Origin of the sequence: Candidatus Blochmanniella camponoti (assembly GCF_023585825.1) — a bacterium.
Lineage (GTDB): Bacteria > Pseudomonadota > Gammaproteobacteria > Enterobacterales > Enterobacteriaceae > Blochmanniella > Blochmanniella camponoti.
In genome coordinates this window covers 98760-123023 of sequence record NZ_CP097751.1, presented here as the reverse complement: position 1 = coordinate 123023, position 24264 = coordinate 98760, and the positions used below count along the sequence as shown (strand labels likewise).

Here is a 24264-nt window from a genome sequence, read left to right as displayed (position 1 = left end):
TTTCAGTAATATTATGTCATATTAGTAATTAAGGTTTATATAAAATGATTTCCGTGTGACGTAAGTATATATTAAATATCAAAATCTACCCATACCGGAGCATGATCGGAGGGTCGTTGCATTCTACGAATATTATAGCTTATATTACTATTTTTACAACGATTGACTAGAGGACGTGTTGCCAATATTAAATCAATACGTAAGCCATTATTTTTGTAAAAACCACGAGATCTATAGCTGAACCAGGAATAACGTTCATTATCTTGAGGGTGCATGTTTCGGTATATATCTACCAAACCCCAGCTCATCAAACGATTGATCCATATTCTTTCCTCTGGTAAGAAAGAACATCGTCCTGATGCGATCCAACGTTTTTTATTTTTTTCACCAATACCAACATCCAAATCTGTAGGACTAATGTTCATGTCGCCCATAATCAGTAATAATGAATGACTGTGATAGGTATGTTCTACGTAGTTTTGGAAACTTTTATAAAAATTTTTTTTGTACATAAATTTTTCTGGATGATTTTTGTTTTCTCCTTGGGGAAAATAACCGTTAATAATAGTCAATGTTCCTATTGATGTCATAATATCAGCCATAATTATCCGTTTTTGAGATAAATTATTATCATCAGTCAGTCCACGAGTAACAGTTAAAGGAGTTTGACGTAGAAACAACGCAACCCCATGATATTTTTTTTGACCGTAATAATATACGTGATAACCATGTTGTAGTATTTCTTTTATAGGGAAAAAATCATCATGTACTTTAGTTTCCTGTAAACCAATGACGTCAGGTTTCAATTGAAAGATAATTTCGTTTAGTTGATGCATACGCGCACGCAATCCATTGATGTTAAAAGAAACAAATTTCATATGATGGTGATGATCCGTATTTGTTTTTCGATCATAAATATAGGTGTTATTGACTTAGTAAAATAAAAATAATTAACAATAATTAACCATTATACTTTTTATATGTATCATAGTATATGAAAATATATACTATTTGTTACAATTATTTAATTATTAGTCAGTTCAGTATATTTAATTCTTTAAAGATAATAGTTGGAGCTTCAAAACTGCAGGTTATTATATATGAATGTTTCTATATAATACGATGAGCTAATAAATTTAAAATATTTGTTATGTTTTGAATAAATTATTTAGGTATGGGTATGTTTGTGAGTATGAGAAGATTATTTAATGTATTAATAATCAATTATTATGGTTCTAATTTTGTTATATATTTATTATTTTACGATCAATTAATTTAACTAGTAATCGAAAATTACATTATTATTGTAATAGTTTATAAAACGTACGTTTCAATAATCTGTAGTTTTGTTCTCATTTTATTTAATAGAATGTTTGCATATAATGGTTAGTTATTTAAATTCAAATCATGTTGATTTAAAATTGGTTTGTTATCAATTTTTTTATAAAATTTCTGAAGAATAATTAAAAAGGTAATTTAAATACGTATTTGAAATAATATTTAGAAAAAATAGATTTATGGCTTGTTCCAAAAGCCTATTTTGATCCTATCATTAGGAGAGTTGTTTTATATAATATAGATATATTGAAAATATTATATGATACTAATGATTTTTGTATAAATTTATTTTTTCAGTAATGTAAAATTATGTTGAAACAATTGCAAATTTATATGTTGTATGATTGGAAATCAATTCTATGGTTTTAAATAGTTTTTAATATGTTTTATGTTGAGGCTATTAGTGATATCGAAAGGTGTATTGTATCTTTGTATATGTCAATAGGACATATCATAAAAATTTAAAATCACAAAATTTTTAGAAAATATGTCAAATGGTATTATTGAATGTTAGTGAGTGTAATGATTTTTGCAATTTGAATTTTTATTGAAATATATTAACGAGTATAGTGATCGTTCTAATATACATGATGCTAGGATATTTCTAATATTTATAATATCATTAATTTTTATTAAGCATTCAAAATATGTCTATTTAGTACTATCAACTATATTATAGTACTATAATTAAATTATATTATGATGTTATGTCAAGAGTTTATTTTTAATTATTTTAACAACTCTAAAAAAGTATAGATCGTAAGTATATGTACTTATTTGGTATATATTTATAGGTATTGCGTTTTTTAATTAAGAATCAATTTTTAATAAATTGTGTATGATATTTCCATCTAATATTTTAGATCGAGGTTATAAAAGAAATAATAATTGACATTTATACAAGTAACCATATTTAATAAATCGTGATATTTATGTTAATAAAATTTTTCAATTCTACAGTCAATGTCAATATAGTTATTTTTGTTTTTTAAGATTTATATTTTTAAGGAATATAATATGTCAGTAAGTATAGATTATTGGTTTTCAATTGATATTGAAAGTATATATAAAATATATAGAGATATTTTGAGATGGAATTAAATAGAATTTACTTATATGTATGAAAAATGTTACATTAATTTAATATAGTGATAATTTGTTTGGGTAATAATAAATTTATATTAGAGATGGACATTGTTAAAATTACTGAAAATTTGTTTACTTTTACTAAACAGTGTAGTAATGGGCAACTAGCGTTTCGACAAAAATAATAAATATATAACAGATTTATTAATTTAGTTAAATATATTTGTATTTTATAAAAAATTGATGATGATTGTTATACGCGATATTATGAAACAAAAATATTAATTTGAATGATTGTGAACAGTTTAATATATATTAAATTATGCATATGATGATTCCAGACAAAGAGCTTGAAAATATTACCAAGAATTTCTTTGTTTGAGTTGAGATGAAATAAATAAGTATTATTTATCATTAATTATAGTAAAAAATCTTCTAATTTTTTCTTTTTTTCATCGATAGCTTTTTTGATAATTGAGGGAGTGCGCCCTTGTCCGGTCCAAGTTTTAATTTCACCATATTTGTTAATGTATTGATACTTTGCTGGGCGAGCTGCACGTTTATTTTTGTGAAAAGGTTTAGTATTAGAAGTTATATTTTGTAATAGTTCATTAGGATCTATCCCATCAGCTATGAGCATATCACGATATTGTTGTAATTTTCGAGAATGTTTTTCTATTTCAGCTTGAGCTTGATTACTTTCTTCTCGGCGTTCATTAACAACTACTTCTAATTTTTCTAACATTTCTTCTAAGGTATCAAGGGTGCACGCTCTAGCTTGCGCTCGTAAAGTGCGTATATTATTAAGAATTTTTAGTGTGTTGTTCATCGAATTAATCTCAAAATGTGATAACTAACAAGTTTAGTGTAAGAATAGAGCGCTAATTTATTTTCTGCAAGACCTAGGGTGTTTAATTTATAAATAATCTTATTATATTTTGTGTGAATTGGTAATTAAATATATATAGCGTTATAAGTATTAGTGAGTATGATTTATGTTTTCCTATTAAAAATATTTAATTAACTTTAATTAGATGATTTATATATTATTATATGATAATATTAAATATTATTTAATGTTTAAGTATTATCCATTCAAATTAAAATTATTTATTTACTTATAAAATTTTTAAATATAAATAATATCTTTTTATTAAATATAAATTATTTTTGTAAATATATGGATTGTACGTTAAGTATAGATTGTTTTATTTACCTGAATCGTTATTTTGAATATAAAATAAAAAACTTATTTCATCACACATTAATTTAGTATATAAAAATAAATGTTTTTTATAAGTTTATAGATTAAATAATTTTTAAACCTAATATTATCATAATTTAAATTATATTTATGTTGATAGTAGTAAAATACTGTGAGTCGAATAGGGCGTGAACTGTATGGCACAATTATATTTTTATTATTCCGCAATGAACGCTGGAAAAACTACCGCATTATTACAGTCTTCTTATAATTATCAAGAACGAGGAATGCACACTGTGTTATATACTGCTGACGTGAATTCTCGAGATAATAGATATCAACAAATTAAATCTCGTATTGGATTATATGCTTCTGCTAGAGCGTTTAACATTAAAACTAATTTTTTTGATCAAATAGTAACTATACATCAAAAGGATATAATACATTGTGTGTTAGTGGATGAGTGTCATTTTCTCAATCGTAATCAAGTGATTGATTTAAGCAAAATAGTCGATGTGTTAAATATTCCAGTATTATGTTATGGATTACGTACTGATTTTAGAGCTGATTTATTTTCAGGCAGTCTATGGTTATTAGCATGGGCAGATAAATTAATTGAATTAAAAACTATTTGTTATTGTGGACGAAAAGCTAATAGAGTGCTTAGAATTGATGATCAAGGTTTAATAATCCGAGATGGAAATCAAATATTGGTTGGTGGTAATAATCGTTATGTTTCAGTGTGTCGTAAACATTTTGTAGAACAATTAGAATCACCATTATCTTTAACAAAACGTGTATATAAAAATAGATAATAGTTTATTGAAGTTATGCGTATGTTACTTTCTTTTAAATAAGATACATTTTTATACACAATAAATTTTATATTCAATTTCTAGACTGATATAGATATAATTTGTATTACGGACTCATTTTTATTAATCAATATGGATTGATTCATATTTTATATATCACAATTTGCAGTTACATGTAGTGATAATGAAATACTGCGCAATCTCATTATATATTTGGCTCCAGGTGTTAAGTTAATTAAATGCAGAATATATTTCTTGTTTTAAACGCATATAGAATTCTTATTTTTATGTAAATTAAATTGATATGTGAGTATATGTTTAATTATGATAAAGGGATTTTATGGATATTTTAATTTATATTAATAGTACCCTATTTAATGGATGTAGTATGGGATTGTTATGTTTATTTTGAGTTATTTTTTTTGAAACTAAAAGTTAAAAAATTCCTTATAACAGAGGACTTAAGAAATAAAATAAACGTTCAACAATGCGTTCCCAATAAGGACGGTTAGCCCATTTTTTGGGATCGATTGTTTTAGAGTGTGCAATATAATTCTCTTGTGTTTTTTCTAACTCATTACTAAAATCTTTACTATCAATGACTAATGTGATTTCAAAGTTTAGCCATAAACTGCGTATATCTAAGTTTACGGTTCCTATTAAACTTAATTGTTGATCGATTAATACACTTTTTACGTGTAGTAATCCATTTTGAAATTGATGTATTAAAACTCCGGCTTTTAATAATTCGCTAAAAAATGCTCTACTAGCCCAGTTTACTAATACAGAGTCGTTGTTTTGAGGAATAATAATATGTACTTCTACTCCCCGTTGCGCTGCTGTACAAATGGCATGTAATAAATCATCACTAGGCACCAAATATGGAGTAGTAATAATAAGCTTTTTACGTGCTTCATATAATGATATTAGTAATGCTTGATGAATTATTCCCTCTGGGCATCCTGGTCCAGAGGGAATAATTTGAATAGTATGTCCTGTTGATATTAGTTTATGATCTGCTACTATGTGAGTGTTGAATAACAGCGGGAACAATACGTGTTGTCCTGTTTCAATTTCCCAATCAGAAGAAAATATTATACTCATGGCTGAAGCTGCAGGCCCGTCTATACGTACCATAATGTCGACCCATTGTCCAATGCCTATATTTTTTTTAAACAACTGCGGATCTACCATATTCATACTGCCAGTATAAGCAATATGGTCATCAATTAATATCATTTTTCGGTGTTGTCGCAAATCCATACGACGTAAGAAGACGCGTAACAAATTGACATGCAGTGCTTCTACAATATTCACCCCAGCTTGGCGCATTATATTAGGACATGAACTACTAAAAAAATTGGCGCATCCGGCTGAATCTAATATAATTCGACATCGGATGCCTCTTTTAGCCGCTATAATTAATTTTTTTATAACATGATCTACTAGTCCCCCAGATTCCCAAATATAAAATACCATATCAATGCTGTGTTGAGCTAATTCAATATCTTTAATTAAAGATATGATGGTATCGTCAGTTTTTTTTAATAACTGTATGTGATTACCCCTTAGAGCTCCTATTCCTTGACGATGTTCGCAAAGCTTAAATAATGAAGAAGCGATTGCGCTGTGTTCAGTGGAAAATATGTGTTTGTAGGTTTTTAGTATTTGTATGCGACGCATAGTAGATGACCATGCTATCTTACTTCTAGTAGATCGTTGTTTACCAAGGTTAGATTCTCCAAATAATAGATATGTAATGATACCTATTAAAGGCAAAACATAAATTACTAATAACCATGCCATAGACGATGGTACTGCTCGGCGTTTTATTAAAACTCGAAATGTAACTAGTACGATTAATAACCAATAACTGCATAAGAAAATACAATTAAATATGGCATGAATCGCAATCATGATTATATAAATCCTATTGAGATGTTTATGAGATATCTTAAACAAAGACTATAGATTATTATTGAATATTTATTTTATGACAAATTATATAATCATATAAAAGGCGTAGATATATATAATGATCGTATATTGATTAGTAAAACATATTAATTAATATTAATAATTATTTAATAATATTAATTTCATTATTATATTTATACATTATATACAGTATATGATATTTTCAAACATTTATTATATTTTGAGGAAATAAATTAGTTTGTATATTTCATATATATAATTAGTAATTATTATGCGATGCAATATATATAATTGATTATTAATACTTGAATAATACAAGTAATTAACGAAAAACTGATGTATGTGTTTAGTCAAAATTGTTTAATTTTAGACAATTAGAATTGATGTGTAATTATTTGTTGTAGTATATATCCAGGTACTTAAAATATTAAGGAGAGTGATTTAAAATAATTCCTAGTATAAAAACATAGAATATTCAAAATCATAATGAAATATGAGATTTTTTTTTTAAAAAAATAAAAGATTTGATTATAGATCCGTTCCAACGGATTTGGAGTAAACTGCATATGTCAATTTACTTTTGTTGTTTTTTATCATGTGTAATACATGTATTTCTAATGCATGTATTATTACATCATTGTTATCATTCTTTTAATAAGCCTGTTTGCGCGCAAAAATCTAATATAATGACATTGTCATTATTGCAAACTAGTCAACTTTTTCATGAATCGTTAGAAAAAAAGCAGTTGTCAAAAACACTTAAAACATGTCATAAGCAGCAACATTCAAGATCTATAATTCGTTCAGAAAAAAAAATTTTGGATAGTTCTAAATATAAATTAAATGCTGATAAAAATTTGCCTTTGGTTGAGAAAAACAATGTTAATGTTGTAGAATCTACAACACATTCTGTGCATTTGCCTAAAAAACATCATGATCGACCGTATATATCTTCTTGCATAATTAATCGCGTATATCCTGAATATCCTAATAGAGCGAAAATATTAAATATAGAAGGAAAAATTATTGTACAATATGATGTGAATACTAGAGGTAAAGTTGATAACATATGTATATTATCAGCGGTCCCTCCCGGTATTTTCGAAGAAAGTATTAGATCAGCTATGCGTCGTTGGGTATATGAGAGCAATAAACCAGAAAAAAAAATGATTATTACTTTCAAATTTTGTTTAAATTCTGTAAAAATGTTTGGTAATTAATATTACATATGGTTATGTTAGTAAATTGATTTGCAGGTTTATGTGAAAATAATGATTTTAATCAATTGAATAATTTATTATTTCGGGTTGCAATATATACAGGTTTTTTCTGTATATTAGTTATTTTTTAATATAAATATAAATAAAATTTTTTTAAAAAATTAATAATTTCATACTGTTCTGATAATCATATATAAGCGATATAAATAAATTAAAATAATTACAGATAATATATTGTTCGTGGTGTTTGTTAAAATCTTAACAATGAAGATCCAAGAATGGAAATAATGGATTAATATTAGTATAAGTATAGTTTTCATTAGAAACCATAATAGTATTGGTGGTGTAGTCAAATGAATGTTGCGATAGCTTATTTTTATACTAAGGCGTATAGCTTCCATGATAGATATATTATTAGTGATAAGCATAACCGGAGTTAGGCTAATTATAATGGCTAATAGAATACCTGGAACAATTGCTATCATTAATCCCAGTTGTATGCACAACGTAGTGTAAAAAATTAATAGCAATAATTTTGGAAATAATGGTATTGCTGACTTAATAATGTTTATTATATTGAAAGATTGTTTATTTTTATTGGTAGTAGATAAAACATGCAACATGGTTAGTATATTGCCGAATAAAAAAGTACTACTTAAAAGCTTAGAAATACTATTAGCAGCAGATAATTTTAATAAAATATACTGTTGATCTGACGATAACTCTTTGATCATGTCTTGTAAGCTCCCATTAATAAAATTATTCATAAATATGAGATCTTCTTTTTTTGGTAATAAGATGTAATCTAAGCTAGCTTGAATTACTGTTGTAGCTAGTATTAGAGTTATAATATTAATGTAATAATTACGAATAAAACATAATACGTCTTGAGATACTTTGATTATCATAATTTTTATATTTTTTCCAAAAAATATTTTTTGAAAATAAAGAGGTCATATTTCTTTAAAATTGAATTCGTGAAATATGATTAAATTATTTAATTTTAATTAAAATATAATGTGATTCTATAAATAATTATATTCAACATATTGTTTAGGGAGTACTTATATTTGCAATTTTTTGATAATATTATTAGTTATAATGAACTGAATATTTTTGAGTCAACGTATTGTCGATGTATTGTACGCGTAGATACATTTATAAGTTTAATGTGTTTGCATACAGAGATTAATAAGTATTGTAATAACATTTTGTATATCAAAGTAATATTAAATCTAATATAATGTATTTTGGAGCATTTATAAGGATTTGTGTACTAATTTTGATGATTATCATCTATAATCGTTCGGTTTTTTGTTAAAAAAGAATAGAAAAACACCTATTATTACTAATTCTAATTAATAATAGAACACATGGATGTTTTCATAAGACGTACTAATTTTTCTATTTTCTTAAACGCTAGTTCTGTGTTAGATATATTTTCTTCTATAATGCTTGCAATTTTAGAACCGGTAATGATCCCAGAAGTTCCTAATAATAATGATTCTTGAGCTTGAAGCGGTGTGTGTATTCCAAAACCTTGCAGTATAGGTAATTTTTTTTTTTGTTTTTGGATACATTTAATTATATTATGTAATATAGCATTATAAATTTTTTTTGTATTAATATCAATTCCAGTTACTCCGGGACGGGATAATAAATAGATGTATCCGTGTCCGAGAGTGGTAATGTTATGGATTAATTTTTCGGTAGCATTAGGTGGGCAAATAAAAATATGGGCTATTTTATGTTGTATAGCAGCATTATAAAACGGTAGACTTTCTTCTACAGGAAGGTCAGGAATTAATATGGAATCTATATCTAGTTTTGAGCAACATGAATAGAAATTATCTATTCCATTTTTAAAGACTAAATTTGCATAAATTAGTAATCCGATGGGAAGATTTGGATATTTGTTGCGAATATTGTGTAGTATCGTCACACAACGTGAAAAATTCATACCTGATTTGAAAGCACGTTCCATACTCTTTTGTATTATAGGTCCATCTGATATAGGATCAGAAAATGGTATTCCTAATTCTAGTGCATCGGAACCTGAAGACACTAATATATCGATGATATGCATAAAAGAAATAGGATCGGGATATCCTACAGTAATAAAAGGAACAAATGCTCCCATTTTTTTTTGCTTTAAATGTGTAAATAATTTTTTGTAACGATTCATTGTTATGTATCTCTTTCTTTTTGTAATGCATTATGAACTATAGAAATGTCTTTATCTCCACGTCCAGACAAATTAACTATTAAAATTTGTGCTTTATTTGGTTGTTTTTGAATTATTTTTAGTGCATGAGCTAAAGCATGAGCAGATTCTAGAGCTGGAATAATTCCTTCATGAATAGATAATTTCTTAAAAGCTGTTATGGCTTCCATATCATTAACAGATACATACTGTACCCGGCCAGTATTTTTGAGATAAACATGTTCTGGACCGACAGATGGGAAATCAAGACCAGCGGAAATAGAATAAGAGTTTTTTACCTGTCCTTCTGAAGATTGTAAGATTGAAGTTTTCATACCAAAATAAATTCCTATACTTCCATGTTGTAAAACAGCACCATGATATTCAGTATCTATACCTAATCCTCCAGCTTCTACACCTAATAACTGCACTGATGGTATGTCAATAAAATCGGAAAATATGCCAATAGCATTAGATCCCCCTCCTACGCAAGCAATAATTGCATCTGGTAAGCATTGCTCATATTTTTGTATTTGTTTGTATGTTTCTTTTCCAATAATACGTTGAAATTCTCTAACGATTGTGGGAAAAGGATGAGGTCCAGCAGCTGTACCAAGCATATAATGAGTGTATTCATAAGTTTTCGACCATTCGCGCATGGCTTCGTTACAAGCATCTTTTAAAGTTTCAGATCCACGATGTACTGGAATAACTTGTGTGCCCATTAATTGCATTCTCAAAACGTTGAGTTTTTGACGTTTTATATCTTTAGATCCCATATAAATACGACATTTTAATCCTAAAAGAGATGCTGCAATGGAAACAGCAACTCCATGTTGTCCGGCACCAGTTTCAGCGATTATTTCTGTTTTAGACATACGTTTTGCTAATAAAGCTTGTCCTAATACTTGGTTGGTTTTATGAGATCCTCCATGTAATAAGTCCTCACGTTTTAAATACAGTTTAGCGCGAGTTCCTTTTGTTAAATTTCTACATAATGTTAAAGGAGTGGGACGACCGGCGTAGTGATTTAAAAGATATTTGAGTTCTTTTTGGAAAACAGCATCATCTTGAGCCGATATAAATGCTTCTTCTAATTGAGTTAGCGCTGGTATTAGAATTTGTGGTACATACATACCTCCAAATTCTCCAAAATAGGATTTTAATTTTATCATATTGATTACTTTATTTTTTAATGATTTGAAATATATATTCCTTTAATAAGACCTGATTATTTGGAAGACTTTGATGAGTTTCTGGTGATTTTTAATACCTGGTTTAATTTCAACTCCAGAATTAAAATCTAAACCTAAACAACCTATGCGCACCGCTTCATTACAATTGTTTACTGTTAATCCTCCGGCTAAAATTACTTTATCTAATTGCATACTAGAGAGCAGTGCCCAATCAAAGGTTTTTCCACTACCCCCTCCATTATCTGCTAAATAGCGGTCCACGTTCAGTATATTACATTTCGACAATGGTCTGTGATTCATATTAATACTTTTCCATATATGACATGTCATGGGTAATTGTGTCCGTAGAATATTAATATAATCTTGATCTTCTACGCCATGAAGCTGAACTGCTGCTAGTCCTAATATGTTAACTATGGTAACAATATAAGAAATTATAGCATTACAAAACACACCAACATAACTTAAATGTTTTACACAAGAAACAATACGTTGTGCAATTGTGATATTTATGTAGCGAGGTGAAGTGGGAACAAAAATCAGTCCTCCATATATTGCACCTGATTTGTATGCAATATCAGCGTCTCTCACTCGAGTTAGTCCACATATTTTATTTTCTCCTAAAATTAATTTTTTAATGGCTGTATTAAGATTTGGTTGAGACATTAATATCGTGCCTATTAAAAATCCATTGACATATTGTCTAAGTTTTCTTATATGACAATGATTGCTAATACCAGACTCGCTGATTACAGTGATTGTGTCAGGTATATCTTTGCTTAGAGTAATAGTGCGATTTAAATCAACGGACAGATCATTCAGATTACGATTATTTATACCGATGACTTTAGCTCCCAAATATTTAGCGCGCTTTAATTCATCTTCGTTTGCGATTTCTGTTAGTACCCCCATGCATAATGTATGAGCTATTTTGACCAATTTTTGATAGGTTGCATCATCTAAAATTGATAACATTAGTAAAATAGCATCAGCTTTATGTAAGCGTGCAAAATAAATTTGCCATTCTGAAATAAAGAAATCTTTACATAATATTGGTTGTTCTACGATGTTGCTCACTTGATGTAAAATATCAAAATTTCCATGAAAGTATTTATTATCAGTTAATACTGAAATCACTGAGGAGTAATTTTTATAAGTTTGTGCTATTTTGATAGGATCAAAATCATTACAAATGATACCTTTAGAAGGAGACGCTTTCTTACATTCTAATATAAATATTGTTTGATATTTATTGCGAGACACAGCGCTATAAAAATCACGATTGCTTGCTTGTGTTTTGCTTTTTAAAATATGTAATGAATGTTGTTTTTTTTGATCAGCTATCCATATTTTTTTATATGATAAAATTTTATCGAGCATTGTGTGTTGCATGATTTTGTATCTTAGTTTTTGATAAAGAACTTAAACGAGTGTAAGGTATGCCATGATGCATTGTTTCTAAAGCTAGTTGTGCATTAGCGCGTAGATTGTTATACCCAAATAATTTTAATAATAATGCTACATTGGCTGCTATTACAGCTGAATGCGCAGGTTTTCCTCTTCCTTTTAATATATCAATCATGTATTCGTGGGCTTGTTTTCTCGAATAACAACGTAATATTTCTATTGGATAAGAGTCCAATCCAAAATCTGATGCTGTCAAAATATAATTATTTATGATGTTATTGTATAGTTCTGCTACATGAGTAGGGGAGTGTAATCCCACTTCATCAATTCCCCCGCAATGCACTACTATAGCGTGATTATATTTAAGTAATTGTAATATTCGGATTATAGGCGATAATAATTCTTTTTTATATACACCAATAAGCGTTAATGGAGGTTTGGATGGATTAATCAATGGACCTACTATATTAAATAATGTAGGAGTTTTTAATTGCTTACGTATGGGCATTATGCGATGCAGCACTGTATAGTATTGCGGAGCATATAAAAAGCATATACCTAATTCATCGAAGTTTTTACGTGCTTGTTGCGGATTGCTGATCATCAAACAATGTTGTTCTAGTAAGTCCATTGATCCCATTAGATTAGATATACTACGGTTACCATGTTTAATAATTTTTGCGCCGCAAGTTGAAGCTACAATGGCGCTAGTTGTAGAAATATTGATAGTGTTACTATTGTCTCCTCCGGTGCCTGTAATGTCTGCAAACAAGCTGTTTGGACGAGGAAAAGGTTTAGCATGAGTTAATAATATATTCACAGCACCTACAATTTCTTCAAAGGTCTCTCCACGTATTTTCATACTAATAAGTGCCGATGCAATTTGTATTGCAGACAATCTTTCTTTTATTATGGAACGTAATAATGCTTCACTTTGTTTTCGGTTAATATTTTTACCTTGATATAAAGTGTCTAAGATGTCTTGCATGTTATTTTTTCCTTGTATAAGCATATTGCCCATGCGATAGTTTGCTGAATAAGTTGCGTTCCATGAGTAGTTAAAATAGATTCGGGATGGAATTGAAACCCGCAAATCCGATCAGAGTCATTACGTACTGCCATTGCTGTGTGTTTATTGTAATAAGCATTAATTTTTAAATTATTTGGTATACAACTACCTATTAATGAATGGTATCGTCCTACTAAAAAAGGGTTTGGTATATTAGAAAACATAGCTGAATTGTCATGATATATCAAAGAAGATTTTCCATGAAAAATTTCTTTTGATCGCGATATGTGCCCTCCATAAAATTCTACAATGGCTTGATATCCCAGACAAATCCCAATGATTGGGATTTGTCTGCGTAATTGTGCTATCAATTTTGCCATGCATCCAGCTTTACTAGGGGACCCAGGACCTGGAGATAACATTAAAATTGGGTTTACCATATTTGATAGTGTATCAATAATGATTGATGCAGGTAGTTGATTAGTATATATCAATACTTGATGACCGTGATTGCGTAACTGATCTACTAAATTGTACGTAAATGAGTCAATGTTATCTAGTAATATTACGTTAACCATTGTTAAAATAACTCCTTAGAACCATGTGCTGCAGAGATGGCAAGTAAAACTGCGCGTGCTTTGCTACGACTTTCATCAGCTTCTGATTGAGGTATGGAATCTATTACTATACCCGCTCCTGCTTGTACTGTAGCTATTTGATTTGTGACGTAGGCTGATCGAATGATGATACATGTGTCTAAATTTCCAGCACCAGTTAAGTATCCAATAGCGCCTCCGTAAGTGTTACGACGTGTACCTTCTACTTCATAAATAAGTTCCATAGCTCTAATTTTTGGAGCTCCAGTTAATGTGCCCATATTCATACATGCACGATAGGCATGTAGCGCATCAAGATCATGACGCAATTCTCCTACTACTCTAGACACTAAATGCATAACAAAAGAGTATCTATCTACTTTTAATAAATCAGCGACATAACGGCTACCCGCTTTACAGACACGTGCTAAATCATTTCTTGCTAAGTCTACTAACATGAGATGTTCTGATAATTCTTTATGATTTAAGCGCATTTCTAATTCTATACGGTTATCTGAATCTGTATCCAATGATCCATCAGTACGATAAGTTCTAGCTCGCGTACCAGCGATGGGGTAAATTTCAATTTGTCGAGTATCTGCATTGTATTTTAAAGAACTTTCAGGAGAAGCTCCGAAAAGTGTAAATGCTATGTCTTGCATAAAAAACATATAGGGACTAGGATTATTAGTTTTTAATACATGATATGCCGCTAATGGTGAAGGACATGGAAGAAAAAATCGTCGTGAAGGGACAGCTTGTAATATTTCTCCTTGACGTATAGATCTTTGTATTTTACGTATAATTCGTTTATATTTTTCGTCATTTGGATCACAGCGTAGTGTCATATTGCGTATTTTTTTATAAGGAATAGATTGTGGTGTTTGATTAATTTGGGTTTTTAATTGATTCATTCTGGTTTGTAATCGATCTTTTTCTAAGATATTTGGACTAAACAAGGTAATTTGTAACGAAGCAGTATATTTTTGATGGTCAAACACTAATAATGTTTCGGCTAAATAGAAGCAGTAGTCTGGGCATTTATAAGTATTAATTAATTGAGGAAAATATTCAAAACAAGATATTAAATCGTAGGAAAATAAACCTCCCAAAAATGTAGCTTTGGGGGTATTGTGAAGAGGTTGTATTATTTTTAACAATGAGCGTAGACAGTCAAATATTGAAATCGATCGTAGACGTGTATCTTCGTCAGTCATTGTCTGTGTTGTAGGAAACGTAAATTTGATGCTGTCAGAAGTTTTATGAATTTGTATTTTTGTGGGTAACGTTTGTACTAGTAATGGGAGTAAACTTGCGCCGTTTTTAGTTAAAGCTTGTACAGTAACGGTTGAGCCATAAGCGGTAATACGCAATGCGCTATCAATAATCATCATACTTTCTATGTTGTGTTTTTTATTAATTTCTGCTGATTCTAATAATAATGTCGAATTACGGTTATTGCATAATTGATTAAAAACAGCTGCTGGATTAGAATGATAGCGCACTTGAATATTTAGACATTTCATCCGATTTTTTTGATATCTCATTATTTTTTAAATTTCCCAGTGATTTATTTATCAAAAACCTCATTTATATTTAAGGATCTAATTGCAATATCTTCAAGCATAGTAACATTCTAAATAATTGCTTAATTACTAGAAACGGTTTCAATGAGAGAATACTTATTTTTATTGTGATGTGATTATATTTATTTTATAGATATACGAATGCTAATGGTATTAGTAATACTATTTTTTTTTTTAAATGTCAAATAGCAGTAATTGAAGGATAGTAAAAAACATTTTTTAATTGAATACACTAATTTATATAATTTAATAGACAACTTATTAGTGAATAAGCTGTCTATTATTACTATAAATATCAAATGTATGGTTTTTTATTTAAAGTATAATTATTGTGACAAATATTAAATTATATTTAATTATAATTAATATATATATTTTATTAGTTTTTATAGGTCTTGGTGATTTTATTTTGGAAAGGGTGTTATTGCATAATCAACTATAATAGAATGTAATAGGTGTACCTAGATAATGTTATCAAAATATATGTTTATACGTACGTAAATATATTATGAATATATTTTTGTAGATGTATGACTTTTCGTATTATGTTGCGCCATGAAAACGATTTGGTCGTTACATTTGGTTTACTTTGTTAATTTAATGGTAATTTTTAGCTAACATTAGGATAATATATTTGTATAATTTTATGCTATTTAATGGTGTAAAAATAATTAATAAAAAATATTTATATAAATGTTTTAATTAGTAGCTATGAAGTTTATTTCATGGGGTGTATATGAATTTTTTATTATTTGAATTACGATGTAAAGCTTAAGATTGTGTTTAATAACATAAATAGATGAGACTATTTATGTTATTAATATATGTACATTCAATATACATATAAAGACAGTTTATTGAGAAACTTTGTTTACAATAAAGAAGATGAAACGGTTATTTTTATTATGTTTTTATTTATGTCAATGTAATTAATTAATTTAGTAATTAGTAAGGTATTTTTTTATTAAAAATAAAAATTGTTATAGTATTTAGAAAAGGATTATTTTAAACATTCAAGATATATGCAAGATATAGTTTATTTATATTGATGGTATGCATTCATCTTTAATTGAGTTTATAAAACAGTGATTAATGGAAACTTACAAGGATTTTTACTTAAATTATTAAAAATAAAGATTATAATAAAGACTATTATCGTTTGTTGGTCACATTTCATTTCATTCATTATAGGTTAAGTATAAGTATGCATGTAAGTATGTTGGTTTAAATATATTTAGCCATGATGATATCACATATCATATATATTTAATATTGCATAGAAATAAATTATTCAATTTTTAGTGTTTATAGAAATTTTAATTGACAAGATTCTAATGAATTAGGTATCAAATAATGATTTGTGTACATTAAAATGATATGAATAAAAACTAGATATAACAATAAAAAATAATTAAGTTTGATGATTTTTGTTCATAGATAAAATGTCATTAAATTAGTATATATGTTGATATATGAATATCAATATTGTTTGTTGATGGTATTATACTAATATATAAATTTTGTTTGCAATGGGAATTGCAGCATTGAATAAGTATGCATATCTTTCTGCAGATATATGAATTTATATGCATATAACTTTAGTGATTGAATCTATTTTTATTAACCGAATTCAATATGTAATATTCATTATAATAATTATTCTTACATAGCCAATGTGACTATAAAGTTGGATGTATTATTTTTAGAGGAATTTTAAAATAAGTTGGTGATAGATGATACCCAAAATAACATTATATAATAAACTGTAAATTAGGTGTAGAGTTGTTGTGATTATATGAAATATAAATCTATATAACTCATATTTTGATGTGTTTTATTATTAATTGTGAAATAAAAAATGTTAGCAAATATGTCATTATAGTGATAATTGTTTGTTAATGAATTTATATTGATAGGGTTGTTTTTTAAATTGTGGTTGTATGTATTTAAAAACAGAAAATATTAATGGTAAGTAAATTATTTGAAATTTTAAGTTATATAGCATACAATTTTATTGTATATACACAGCGGAGATGCGTGAAGTGGTTTTAATTAAGGTTAGTTAACAACTAAATATTAGTTGTGTTCTGTAGAGAAAAATTGGAAAAATTTATGCAATGGTAATATTATTAAAGATATTTATGTGTGGAGTATACTAGAATTAATTGCTTATTGTAATAATAATTTAAAGTTGCTTTTATTTGTAAATGATCTTGATTTGGATCAAGAATTATTTTTTTTGAATATATTTTTGTTGGGTCTTTAAAATTAAAATAAATGTTTGAATATGGATGGATATGCGGTATGTAATTTATTTTAGATAATAGGGGAGTCATAATTAAAACATATATAGATTGCGCATATGATACGAATAAGTTCTTAATAAAAAAGATGACATGTTTTTATACATAGAAGTATATGATTTTTTGAGTTTGGTATAGTTAAATTTTAGTGAAATTAATATGTTATTTGAGGGGCTGTATTTAATACAATAAATAAGATTTTAATTGTGTTGTATGTATTATTTAACGAATTTGAAAGATAATAGTTTTTGTTTAAATAAAAGAAAGATATTATGTTTGTAGATATTTTTCATACTTTTAAAGTATGTGTAATTTATGATAAATTAGTGTGTATTGAAATTAATTGAATTTAAATATTGTTTATCAATAGATTGTTATTTCTTTTAATTATTTTTATTTAGAATGGGCTTATAATTTAATCCATGGTTGTTTTTCTATAAAAGAATAAATAAAAAAATAATTTTTTAAAAATATAATTTATGAAAAAAATTCAGATAGATTTTATGTAAATTAAATGGATTTGGTCTTGTATATATAATTGAAATTAAATGCTGATATTTAAAATTATAATTTTCTTGATTGAAGAAAAGAAGATCGGATTAAGTAGATAAAATGTGTGCGTATTATTTATTTTTGTATATAGAAGTAACTAATAAATTTTGCACATAACAAAACATTTTTTATTTTTTCATTATTATGTTTATAATTTTTATTTATGATAGCTATAAAATAAATGTCCCAATTTAGATGCTTTGGTATCTAAATATCTAGAGTTTTCTGGGTTTCTTCCTACTATTAACGGAACTCTTTCTGTAATATTAATACATGATTTATTTAAGATTTCTACTTTTTTTGGGTTATTGGTTAAAATACGTATTTTTTTTACGTGCAGTAATTTTAAAATATCTGCGCAAATAGTAAAGTCTCTTTCGTCGGGAGCAAAACCTAAACATTGGTTTGCCTCTACTGTATCAGCTCCACTATCTTGCAATGCATAAGCACGAATTTTATTCAATAATCCGATATTGCGTCCTTCTTGTCGATGATAGATTAGAATACCGCGTTTTTCTTCTGTAATACAATGTAATGCGGTTTTTAGTTGAAATCCACAATCACAACGTGAACTAAATAAAGCATCGCCTGTTAAACATTCAGAATGTATTCGTGTTAATACTGGATCAGATCCAGTGATATTTCCGTATATTAATGCAACATGATTATGCCCAGTGAAATTTTCTTCAAATCCTACTATTAAAAAATTTCCCCAAAGTGTTGGTAATCTTGCTTCTGTCACCCGCTTAAGTCGCATGTTATTGCCTCTCTAAAGATGTCATCAAGAATGTTTATTTTTATTAAAGCATTGATAGTTTCTCAATAATAGTATTGAAGTGTAAGAATATGTTATATGTACAAATATTCGTATTATGTTTTTTATAGTGCAATAACTTTATTAATTAATAACTCGATATTTAATATCATTGCTATACGCATAATTATTTAAGTTTTATTATAATAAATATTATATGTGTTATTTATATTACATATAATATTTATTAATGTTGTTTTTTTAGTGAGTTTTATTAAAAACTATATGAAAAGATGATATTAAATCAGAGAATTACAACTTGTATCTACAATTTTAAATATCGATATCTTTTTGAATTTTGAAGTTATAATAGTATAATGTATTCGATAACATTTATGAATATCCATTGTAGATTATTGATTTAAATAAAATTGTTTAAAACATATAGGAATTATACACATAATTGGTATTTATTTTTATATATGTTTGTAATTACAGAAAAAATAAATACTTTTGATATTTTATTGTGCCTGTTATAAAAAAAAGAATAAATGACATGTGGATAGAGAAAATATCAGATGTTTGTAATGTTTTCGACATGAAATTAGTATAATAGTTAATGAAATCAGTTAATATCTGTATAGCAGATATCTTATTGGATATTTATTGTTAAAAGATGATGGTATTGCAGGTTTGAGTTTATATATTGTTAATGTAAATAAAATGATTTTAGTAAAATTTTTATATTGTTTGTTATGAACGTAACAGGTGTAGGGAATTAGTACAATCTTAATTGTATAAGATTTTATTTTCTATGTTTTTATTTTTGTTTTACATTAACATATAAACTATAAAAAATAGAAGTATAAACGAATAGAATGATAAATTTTGTTTTTAGATAAAAATAGAAAACAATTGATATGTAATATTAACTCATGTTAAATAATAGAAACGAATAATAGTAGTATCAAAATATGATTGATTTTTTAGATATTTTATTCTCTATTTTATATAGAAATGAAAAGAATCTGTGCATGATCCATTTGATATATACACAGATTCAAATTGAGTGTTAAGATAACAATAATTAGAAATATTATTCACAATTAATAGTGATTACATAATTGTAAATGTAACGATTATTTTATACATATATCTATATTTTATAATTTAAGGTGTGCAAAGGGATTATACAGATCTGGATTTGTCTCAAAATTAATATTTTTGAGATATGCTAATAAGCAAGTCAAATTTAATTTGAGAATTTACCATGGTATAATTAATAAAATTTTGGTTAAAAATGTTGACAGATAAAAACAGAGTGTTTTAAAAATTTTCAAAATGGATGATGAGTAATAATGATTTGATGAATTGTTTACAAATATAAGTTTTAATAAATTTTTTTAATAAATTTTTTAATAATTGTGGTGGTTGAACAGAAGTAAATGGTGTATGTTTTTAATTAAAATATACTAAAAAGTTTTTAGTATTTGATAGTAATTAATTAATTATCGTAAAATAGAGTTGGGTCATGATACGAGAATAGTTTATTGTGGTTTAAATTGATATCGATGTTTGCGATATGGCAATCGTAGATTTCAATGGCAATGAAACATACAGTTGTAGAGATGATTATTTGTGATAGGGGTAATATTTTATGAATTTTTTAATAGTAACTTATATAATTAAGATTGAAAACGATGTTGCTGTAATAATAGACAAGTTTATAAAAATGCAATAATATTTGTTACCATTAATTTTGAATGAATGATTAATGTATTAATTATATTTTTAAATATTAGTTATAATAAACGTTATATTTTGGAGTACAAACATGGCATTGCTTAGTAATAAGCGAATTTTAGTTACCGGTATAGCTAACAATAAATCTATAGCTTACGGTATAGCGCAGGCCTTACATAGAGAAGGCGCTGAATTAGCTTTTACTTACCATACTGATAAATTAAAATTGAGAGTGCAAAATCTATCTAAAAATTTTGATTCTGATATTGTATTACCGTGTGATGTATCCGAAGATTCTTGTATAGATAAATTATTTGTTGAGTTGAGAAAAAAGTGGTCGACTTTCGATGGTTTTATACATGCAATAGCGTTTGCTCCCACTGATCAATTGACAGGTGATTATGTAGATACTGTTACTCGTGAAGGGTTTACGTTATCTCATGTTATTAGTTCTTATAGCTTTGTAGGAATAGCTAAAGCATGCGAGAACATGCTTAACAATAGCGCATCTTTAGTTACATTGACTTATTTAGGTGCTATGCGCGCTACTCCTTATTATAATGTAATGGGATTAGCTAAAGCTTCATTGGAAGCGAATACTCGTTATATGGCCAATGCCATGGGACCAAAAAAAGGTATTCGCGTCAATGCGATTTCTTGTGGGCCTGTTCGCACTTTAGCATCCTTTGGTATTAAGAATTTTAAAAAGATGTTGTTGTGTTATCAAAGGCAATCACCTATTCGTCGTAATATTTCTATTGAAGAAATTGGAAATGTTGCTGTATTTTTATGTTCTGATTTATCATCTGGTATTACTGGTGAAATAATTTATGTTGATGGTGGATTTAATATTGCATCTAATATAGATGATGTAGAATAATTAATATAATTAGTAATGTAGGATATAGTTATTATATTTGAATGTTTGCAGTGTTATTAAATAATAATATGCTTACATTTTATGTTTGAGATCGTTTGTGTTTTTAAAAATTTTTGGGTTATAGTGAATATGTGATTTCTTTATAATTTATCTTTTATTGTGGAATTTAATAATTTATTTTTATAATGTGATTGTGTCATAAATATGATTTATGATGGTTAGATTCGTGTTGTAAGAATAATATTAGAATAATTATTAATTTTTAGAACTAGCTGTATACGATAATGGAATGGATATGCGATACAATATTATACCAGTTACTCCTTTTCATCAAAATTGTTCAATAATTTGGTGCGAAGTAACACATGAAGCAGTTTTAGTAGATCCTGGAGGAGAAAGTAACAAATTACGATCAGAAATAGATAAATTAGGAGTAAAAGTAAATAAAATTTTATTAACTCATGGTCACTTTGATCATGTTGGTAGTGCTATGGAGTTACGACAATATTATAAAATTCCAATAATAGGTCCAAACAAAGCTGATCAATCGTTGTTAGATGATTTATCTGTTCAATGCAGAATGTTAGATGTCGATCTTCCTAACAGTAGTACTACTGCAGTTATTCCAGATGTTTGGTTAGAAGATGGCGATACAGTACAAGTGGGTCGCGAAGTTTTTGATGTATTGCATTGTCCAGGACATTCTCCGGGACATATAGTATATTGGAATAAAATACGAAAATTTATGGTGATGGGAGACGTATTATTTAAAAAAAGTATTGGTCGTACGGATTTGCCCGGAGGGAGTATTGCAGTCTTAATTAATTCTATTAAGACTAAATTGTTTCCATTGGGAGATGATATTCTGTTTTTACCGGGACATGGTAGCAGCTCTACGCTGGGTTATGAGCGTTTAAATAATATTTACGTAACACATATATGTCATAGTAAAAATTTATGATGCTCTTTAATGAGAGAAAATCTTTAAATTTAAGAGAGACCGAAGTGTGTGTGTCGTTTTGTTATTTGTGTTTTATAAATGTTTAATTGCATTTATTTTAATTAAAATAAATGCAATTAAACATCCGCCAACTATCTTACCATCAAGATGGTTACGCTGTTGTTTGTAAGGTTTTAATTATAGAATCGCTGACATAAGTGATGTTATCATCTGATAAACCAGATAAATTAATTCTACCCGCTCCTACTAGGTAAATACCAAATTGATCTCTTAATCTCATCACTTGATTTTCATTTAAACCCATAAAAGAAAACATACCACATTGTTGTTCAATAAAACTGAAATCTCTATTTTTGTCATTAGTTTGTAAAGTGTTTGCAAATAATTTTCTCGTATGATTGATGCTTTCTCGCATGTTTTTGAGTTCTTTTTCCCATGTAGATCGTAAATCTTTGTTGTTTAATATCAAAGATACAACGGATGCTCCATGAGCTGGTGGATTGGAATAATTTCCTCGAATAATAACACGTAATTGACTTAATGCGTGTTCAGCATCTTCATTATTATTAGCGATTACAGTGCACGCTCCTATCCGTTCATTATACAACCCGAAGTTTTTTGAATAAGAATTACATACTATCAACTCTGAATTTTTTTTACAGAAAATATATAAACCTTCAAGATCTTCTTGTAAACCACGAGAAAATCCTTGATAAGCGAGATCAAACAAAGGTAACCATTGTTTTTTTGCTGATAATTCCGATAGTAATTCCCATTGTTCGGCATTAGGATCAATGCCTGTAGGATTATGGCAGCAACAATGGAATAATACGACATCATTAGGCTTAACGTCTTTTAAACTTGAATATAATTCATTAAAACTTAGTAAACGAGTTACACTATTATAATAAGGATAAGTGTATACTTTTAATCCTGCAGCAAGGAAAATATTTCTATGATTGATCCAAGTAGGAGAACTAATCCATATGCGTTTAGAATTGGTATTTTTTACTATAAATTCAGCTGCAATACGTAACGCACCAGTTCCTCCAGGAGTTTGAACAGTTCGCATGCGTTTTTTTGAAATAATAGAATTATCATCCGTTCCAAATAATAAATATTGAGTCGCAGTATTAAAGGAATGTAAACCTTCTATGCTAAGATAATTTTTACTAATTTCATGTTTTAGTAACCATTCTTCAGCTTGTTTGACGCTAGTTAAAACAGGAGTATTTTTCAGTTTATCGATATATACGCCTATTCCTAGATTAATTTTATTTTTTCGTTCATCAGCATCATAAATTTCTGATAAACCAAGAATTGGATCATCAGGTGCCATTTTAATAGATTTAAACATAACATGCATCCGTATTTATTATAATATGCAGAATATTTTATTTATATCAAAAACTATCACGTTTTTCCAATTATTTATATTGAAATTTTCAATTTTAATAATATAAGAATATAAAT

The 24264-nt window shown here is 27.5% G+C and carries 16 protein-coding genes; 4 read left to right on the top strand and 12 right to left on the bottom strand.

All coding sequences use genetic code 11. The annotated features are described in order from the left end of the window. Positions 1 to 71: 71 nt before the first annotated feature. Positions 72 to 878, bottom strand: a complete 807-nt coding sequence (gene xthA / locus M9394_RS00520; RefSeq protein WP_250250079.1) for an exodeoxyribonuclease III — start codon at positions 876 to 878, stop codon at positions 72 to 74. A 1964-nt stretch (positions 879 to 2842) separates the two neighbouring features. Beyond that, positions 2843 to 3253, bottom strand: coding sequence for a histone-like nucleoid-structuring protein H-NS (gene hns, locus M9394_RS00515; protein ID WP_250247362.1), 411 nt, complete (start codon positions 3251 to 3253; stop codon positions 2843 to 2845). A gap of 572 nt (positions 3254 to 3825) precedes the next feature. On the opposite strand from hns, the gene M9394_RS00510 reads away from it, so the two are divergent. Beyond that, positions 3826 to 4443 (top strand): thymidine kinase, encoded by a 618-nt coding sequence (locus M9394_RS00510; protein ID WP_250247364.1) that lies wholly within the window; start codon positions 3826 to 3828, stop codon positions 4441 to 4443. A gap of 447 nt (positions 4444 to 4890) precedes the next feature. On the opposite strand, the gene cls is transcribed toward M9394_RS00510, so the two are convergent. After that, complete coding sequence (gene cls, locus M9394_RS00505; protein WP_250250077.1) at positions 4891 to 6360, bottom strand: cardiolipin synthase; 1470 nt, start codon at positions 6358 to 6360, stop codon at positions 4891 to 4893. Between the two features lie 587 nt (positions 6361 to 6947). On the opposite strand from cls, the gene M9394_RS00500 reads away from it, so the two are divergent. Beyond that, positions 6948 to 7601 carry a TonB family protein gene (locus M9394_RS00500; protein WP_250250075.1) on the top strand — a complete coding sequence of 218 codons (654 nt, stop codon included), beginning with the start codon at positions 6948 to 6950 and terminating at the stop codon, positions 7599 to 7601. Between the two features lie 170 nt (positions 7602 to 7771). Here M9394_RS00500 and M9394_RS00495 read toward each other — a convergent pair whose 3' ends face one another. The 8 genes from M9394_RS00495 to ribA form a co-directional block, all read right to left on the bottom strand. Then, complete coding sequence (locus M9394_RS00495; protein WP_250250073.1) at positions 7772 to 8509, bottom strand: YciC family protein; 738 nt, start codon at positions 8507 to 8509, stop codon at positions 7772 to 7774. 446 nt (positions 8510 to 8955) lie between these two features. Further along, positions 8956 to 9786 carry a tryptophan synthase subunit alpha gene (trpA, locus tag M9394_RS00490; protein ID WP_250250071.1) on the bottom strand — a complete coding sequence of 277 codons (831 nt, stop codon included), beginning with the start codon at positions 9784 to 9786 and terminating at the stop codon, positions 8956 to 8958. A 2-nt stretch (positions 9787 to 9788) separates the two neighbouring features. Next, entirely contained in the window at positions 9789 to 10979 is a 1191-nt protein-coding gene (gene trpB, locus M9394_RS00485; RefSeq protein WP_250247374.1) for a tryptophan synthase subunit beta, read from the bottom strand. Between the two features lie 42 nt (positions 10980 to 11021). Continuing rightward, the gene (trpCF, locus tag M9394_RS00480) at positions 11022 to 12392 is read right to left on the bottom strand and encodes a bifunctional indole-3-glycerol-phosphate synthase TrpC/phosphoribosylanthranilate isomerase TrpF (RefSeq protein ID WP_250250069.1); all 1371 of its coding nucleotides are present in this window, start codon (positions 12390 to 12392) and stop codon (positions 11022 to 11024) included. Further along, a complete protein-coding gene (trpD, locus tag M9394_RS00475; RefSeq protein WP_250250266.1) occupies positions 12370 to 13395 on the bottom strand; it encodes an anthranilate phosphoribosyltransferase in 1026 nt (341 codons plus the stop codon). The genes trpCF and trpD overlap by 23 nt, the downstream gene beginning before the upstream one ends. Next, positions 13380 to 13994 (bottom strand): glutamine amidotransferase-related protein, encoded by a 615-nt coding sequence (locus tag M9394_RS00470; protein ID WP_250247376.1) that lies wholly within the window; start codon positions 13992 to 13994, stop codon positions 13380 to 13382. Before M9394_RS00470 ends, trpD begins: the two co-directional genes overlap by 16 nt. A gap of 2 nt (positions 13995 to 13996) precedes the next feature. Next, positions 13997 to 15559: an anthranilate synthase component 1 gene (locus tag M9394_RS00465; RefSeq protein WP_250250067.1), complete on the bottom strand. Its 1563-nt coding sequence runs from the start codon at positions 15557 to 15559 to the stop codon at positions 13997 to 13999. A 3051-nt stretch (positions 15560 to 18610) separates the two neighbouring features. After that, positions 18611 to 19210, bottom strand: coding sequence for a GTP cyclohydrolase II (gene ribA, locus M9394_RS00460; RefSeq protein WP_250250065.1), 600 nt, complete (start codon positions 19208 to 19210; stop codon positions 18611 to 18613). Between the two features lie 1831 nt (positions 19211 to 21041). Here ribA and M9394_RS00455 point away from each other — a divergent pair. Further along, positions 21042 to 21830 (top strand): enoyl-ACP reductase FabI, encoded by a 789-nt coding sequence (locus tag M9394_RS00455; protein ID WP_250247379.1) that lies wholly within the window; start codon positions 21042 to 21044, stop codon positions 21828 to 21830. Positions 21831 to 22125: 295 nt separating this feature from the next. Next, positions 22126 to 22791, top strand: coding sequence for an MBL fold metallo-hydrolase (locus M9394_RS00450; RefSeq protein WP_250247530.1), 666 nt, complete (start codon positions 22126 to 22128; stop codon positions 22789 to 22791). Between the two features lie 151 nt (positions 22792 to 22942). Here the strand turns inward: M9394_RS00450 and M9394_RS00445 are convergent, their stop codons facing one another. Then, positions 22943 to 24148, bottom strand: coding sequence for an amino acid aminotransferase (locus M9394_RS00445; protein ID WP_250250063.1), 1206 nt, complete (start codon positions 24146 to 24148; stop codon positions 22943 to 22945). Positions 24149 to 24264: the final 116 nt, after the last annotated feature.

Excerpts from the sequence above, each read along its gene's own strand:
- xthA (WP_250250079.1), bottom strand. The coding sequence starts at position 878 with ATGAAATTTGTTTCTTTTAACATCAATGGATTGCGTGCGCGTATGCAT.
- hns (WP_250247362.1), bottom strand. The coding sequence starts at position 3,253 with ATGAACAACACACTAAAAATTCTTAATAATATACGCACTTTACGAGCG.
- M9394_RS00510 (WP_250247364.1), top strand. The coding sequence starts at position 3,826 with ATGGCACAATTATATTTTTATTATTCCGCAATGAACGCTGGAAAAACT.
- cls (WP_250250077.1), bottom strand. The coding sequence starts at position 6,360 with ATGATTGCGATTCATGCCATATTTAATTGTATTTTCTTATGCAGTTAT.
- M9394_RS00500 (WP_250250075.1), top strand. The coding sequence starts at position 6,948 with ATGTCAATTTACTTTTGTTGTTTTTTATCATGTGTAATACATGTATTT.
- M9394_RS00495 (WP_250250073.1), bottom strand. The coding sequence starts at position 8,509 with ATGATAATCAAAGTATCTCAAGACGTATTATGTTTTATTCGTAATTAT.
- trpA (WP_250250071.1), bottom strand. The coding sequence starts at position 9,786 with ATGAATCGTTACAAAAAATTATTTACACATTTAAAGCAAAAAAAAATG.
- trpB (WP_250247374.1), bottom strand. The coding sequence starts at position 10,979 with ATGATAAAATTAAAATCCTATTTTGGAGAATTTGGAGGTATGTATGTA.
- trpCF (WP_250250069.1), bottom strand. The coding sequence starts at position 12,392 with ATGCAACACACAATGCTCGATAAAATTTTATCATATAAAAAAATATGG.
- trpD (WP_250250266.1), bottom strand. The coding sequence starts at position 13,395 with ATGCAAGACATCTTAGACACTTTATATCAAGGTAAAAATATTAACCGA.
- M9394_RS00470 (WP_250247376.1), bottom strand. The coding sequence starts at position 13,994 with ATGGTTAACGTAATATTACTAGATAACATTGACTCATTTACGTACAAT.
- M9394_RS00465 (WP_250250067.1), bottom strand. The coding sequence starts at position 15,559 with ATGAGATATCAAAAAAATCGGATGAAATGTCTAAATATTCAAGTGCGC.
- ribA (WP_250250065.1), bottom strand. The coding sequence starts at position 19,210 with ATGCGACTTAAGCGGGTGACAGAAGCAAGATTACCAACACTTTGGGGA.
- M9394_RS00455 (WP_250247379.1), top strand. The coding sequence starts at position 21,042 with ATGGCATTGCTTAGTAATAAGCGAATTTTAGTTACCGGTATAGCTAAC.
- M9394_RS00450 (WP_250247530.1), top strand. The coding sequence starts at position 22,126 with ATGCGATACAATATTATACCAGTTACTCCTTTTCATCAAAATTGTTCA.
- M9394_RS00445 (WP_250250063.1), bottom strand. The coding sequence starts at position 24,148 with ATGTTTAAATCTATTAAAATGGCACCTGATGATCCAATTCTTGGTTTA.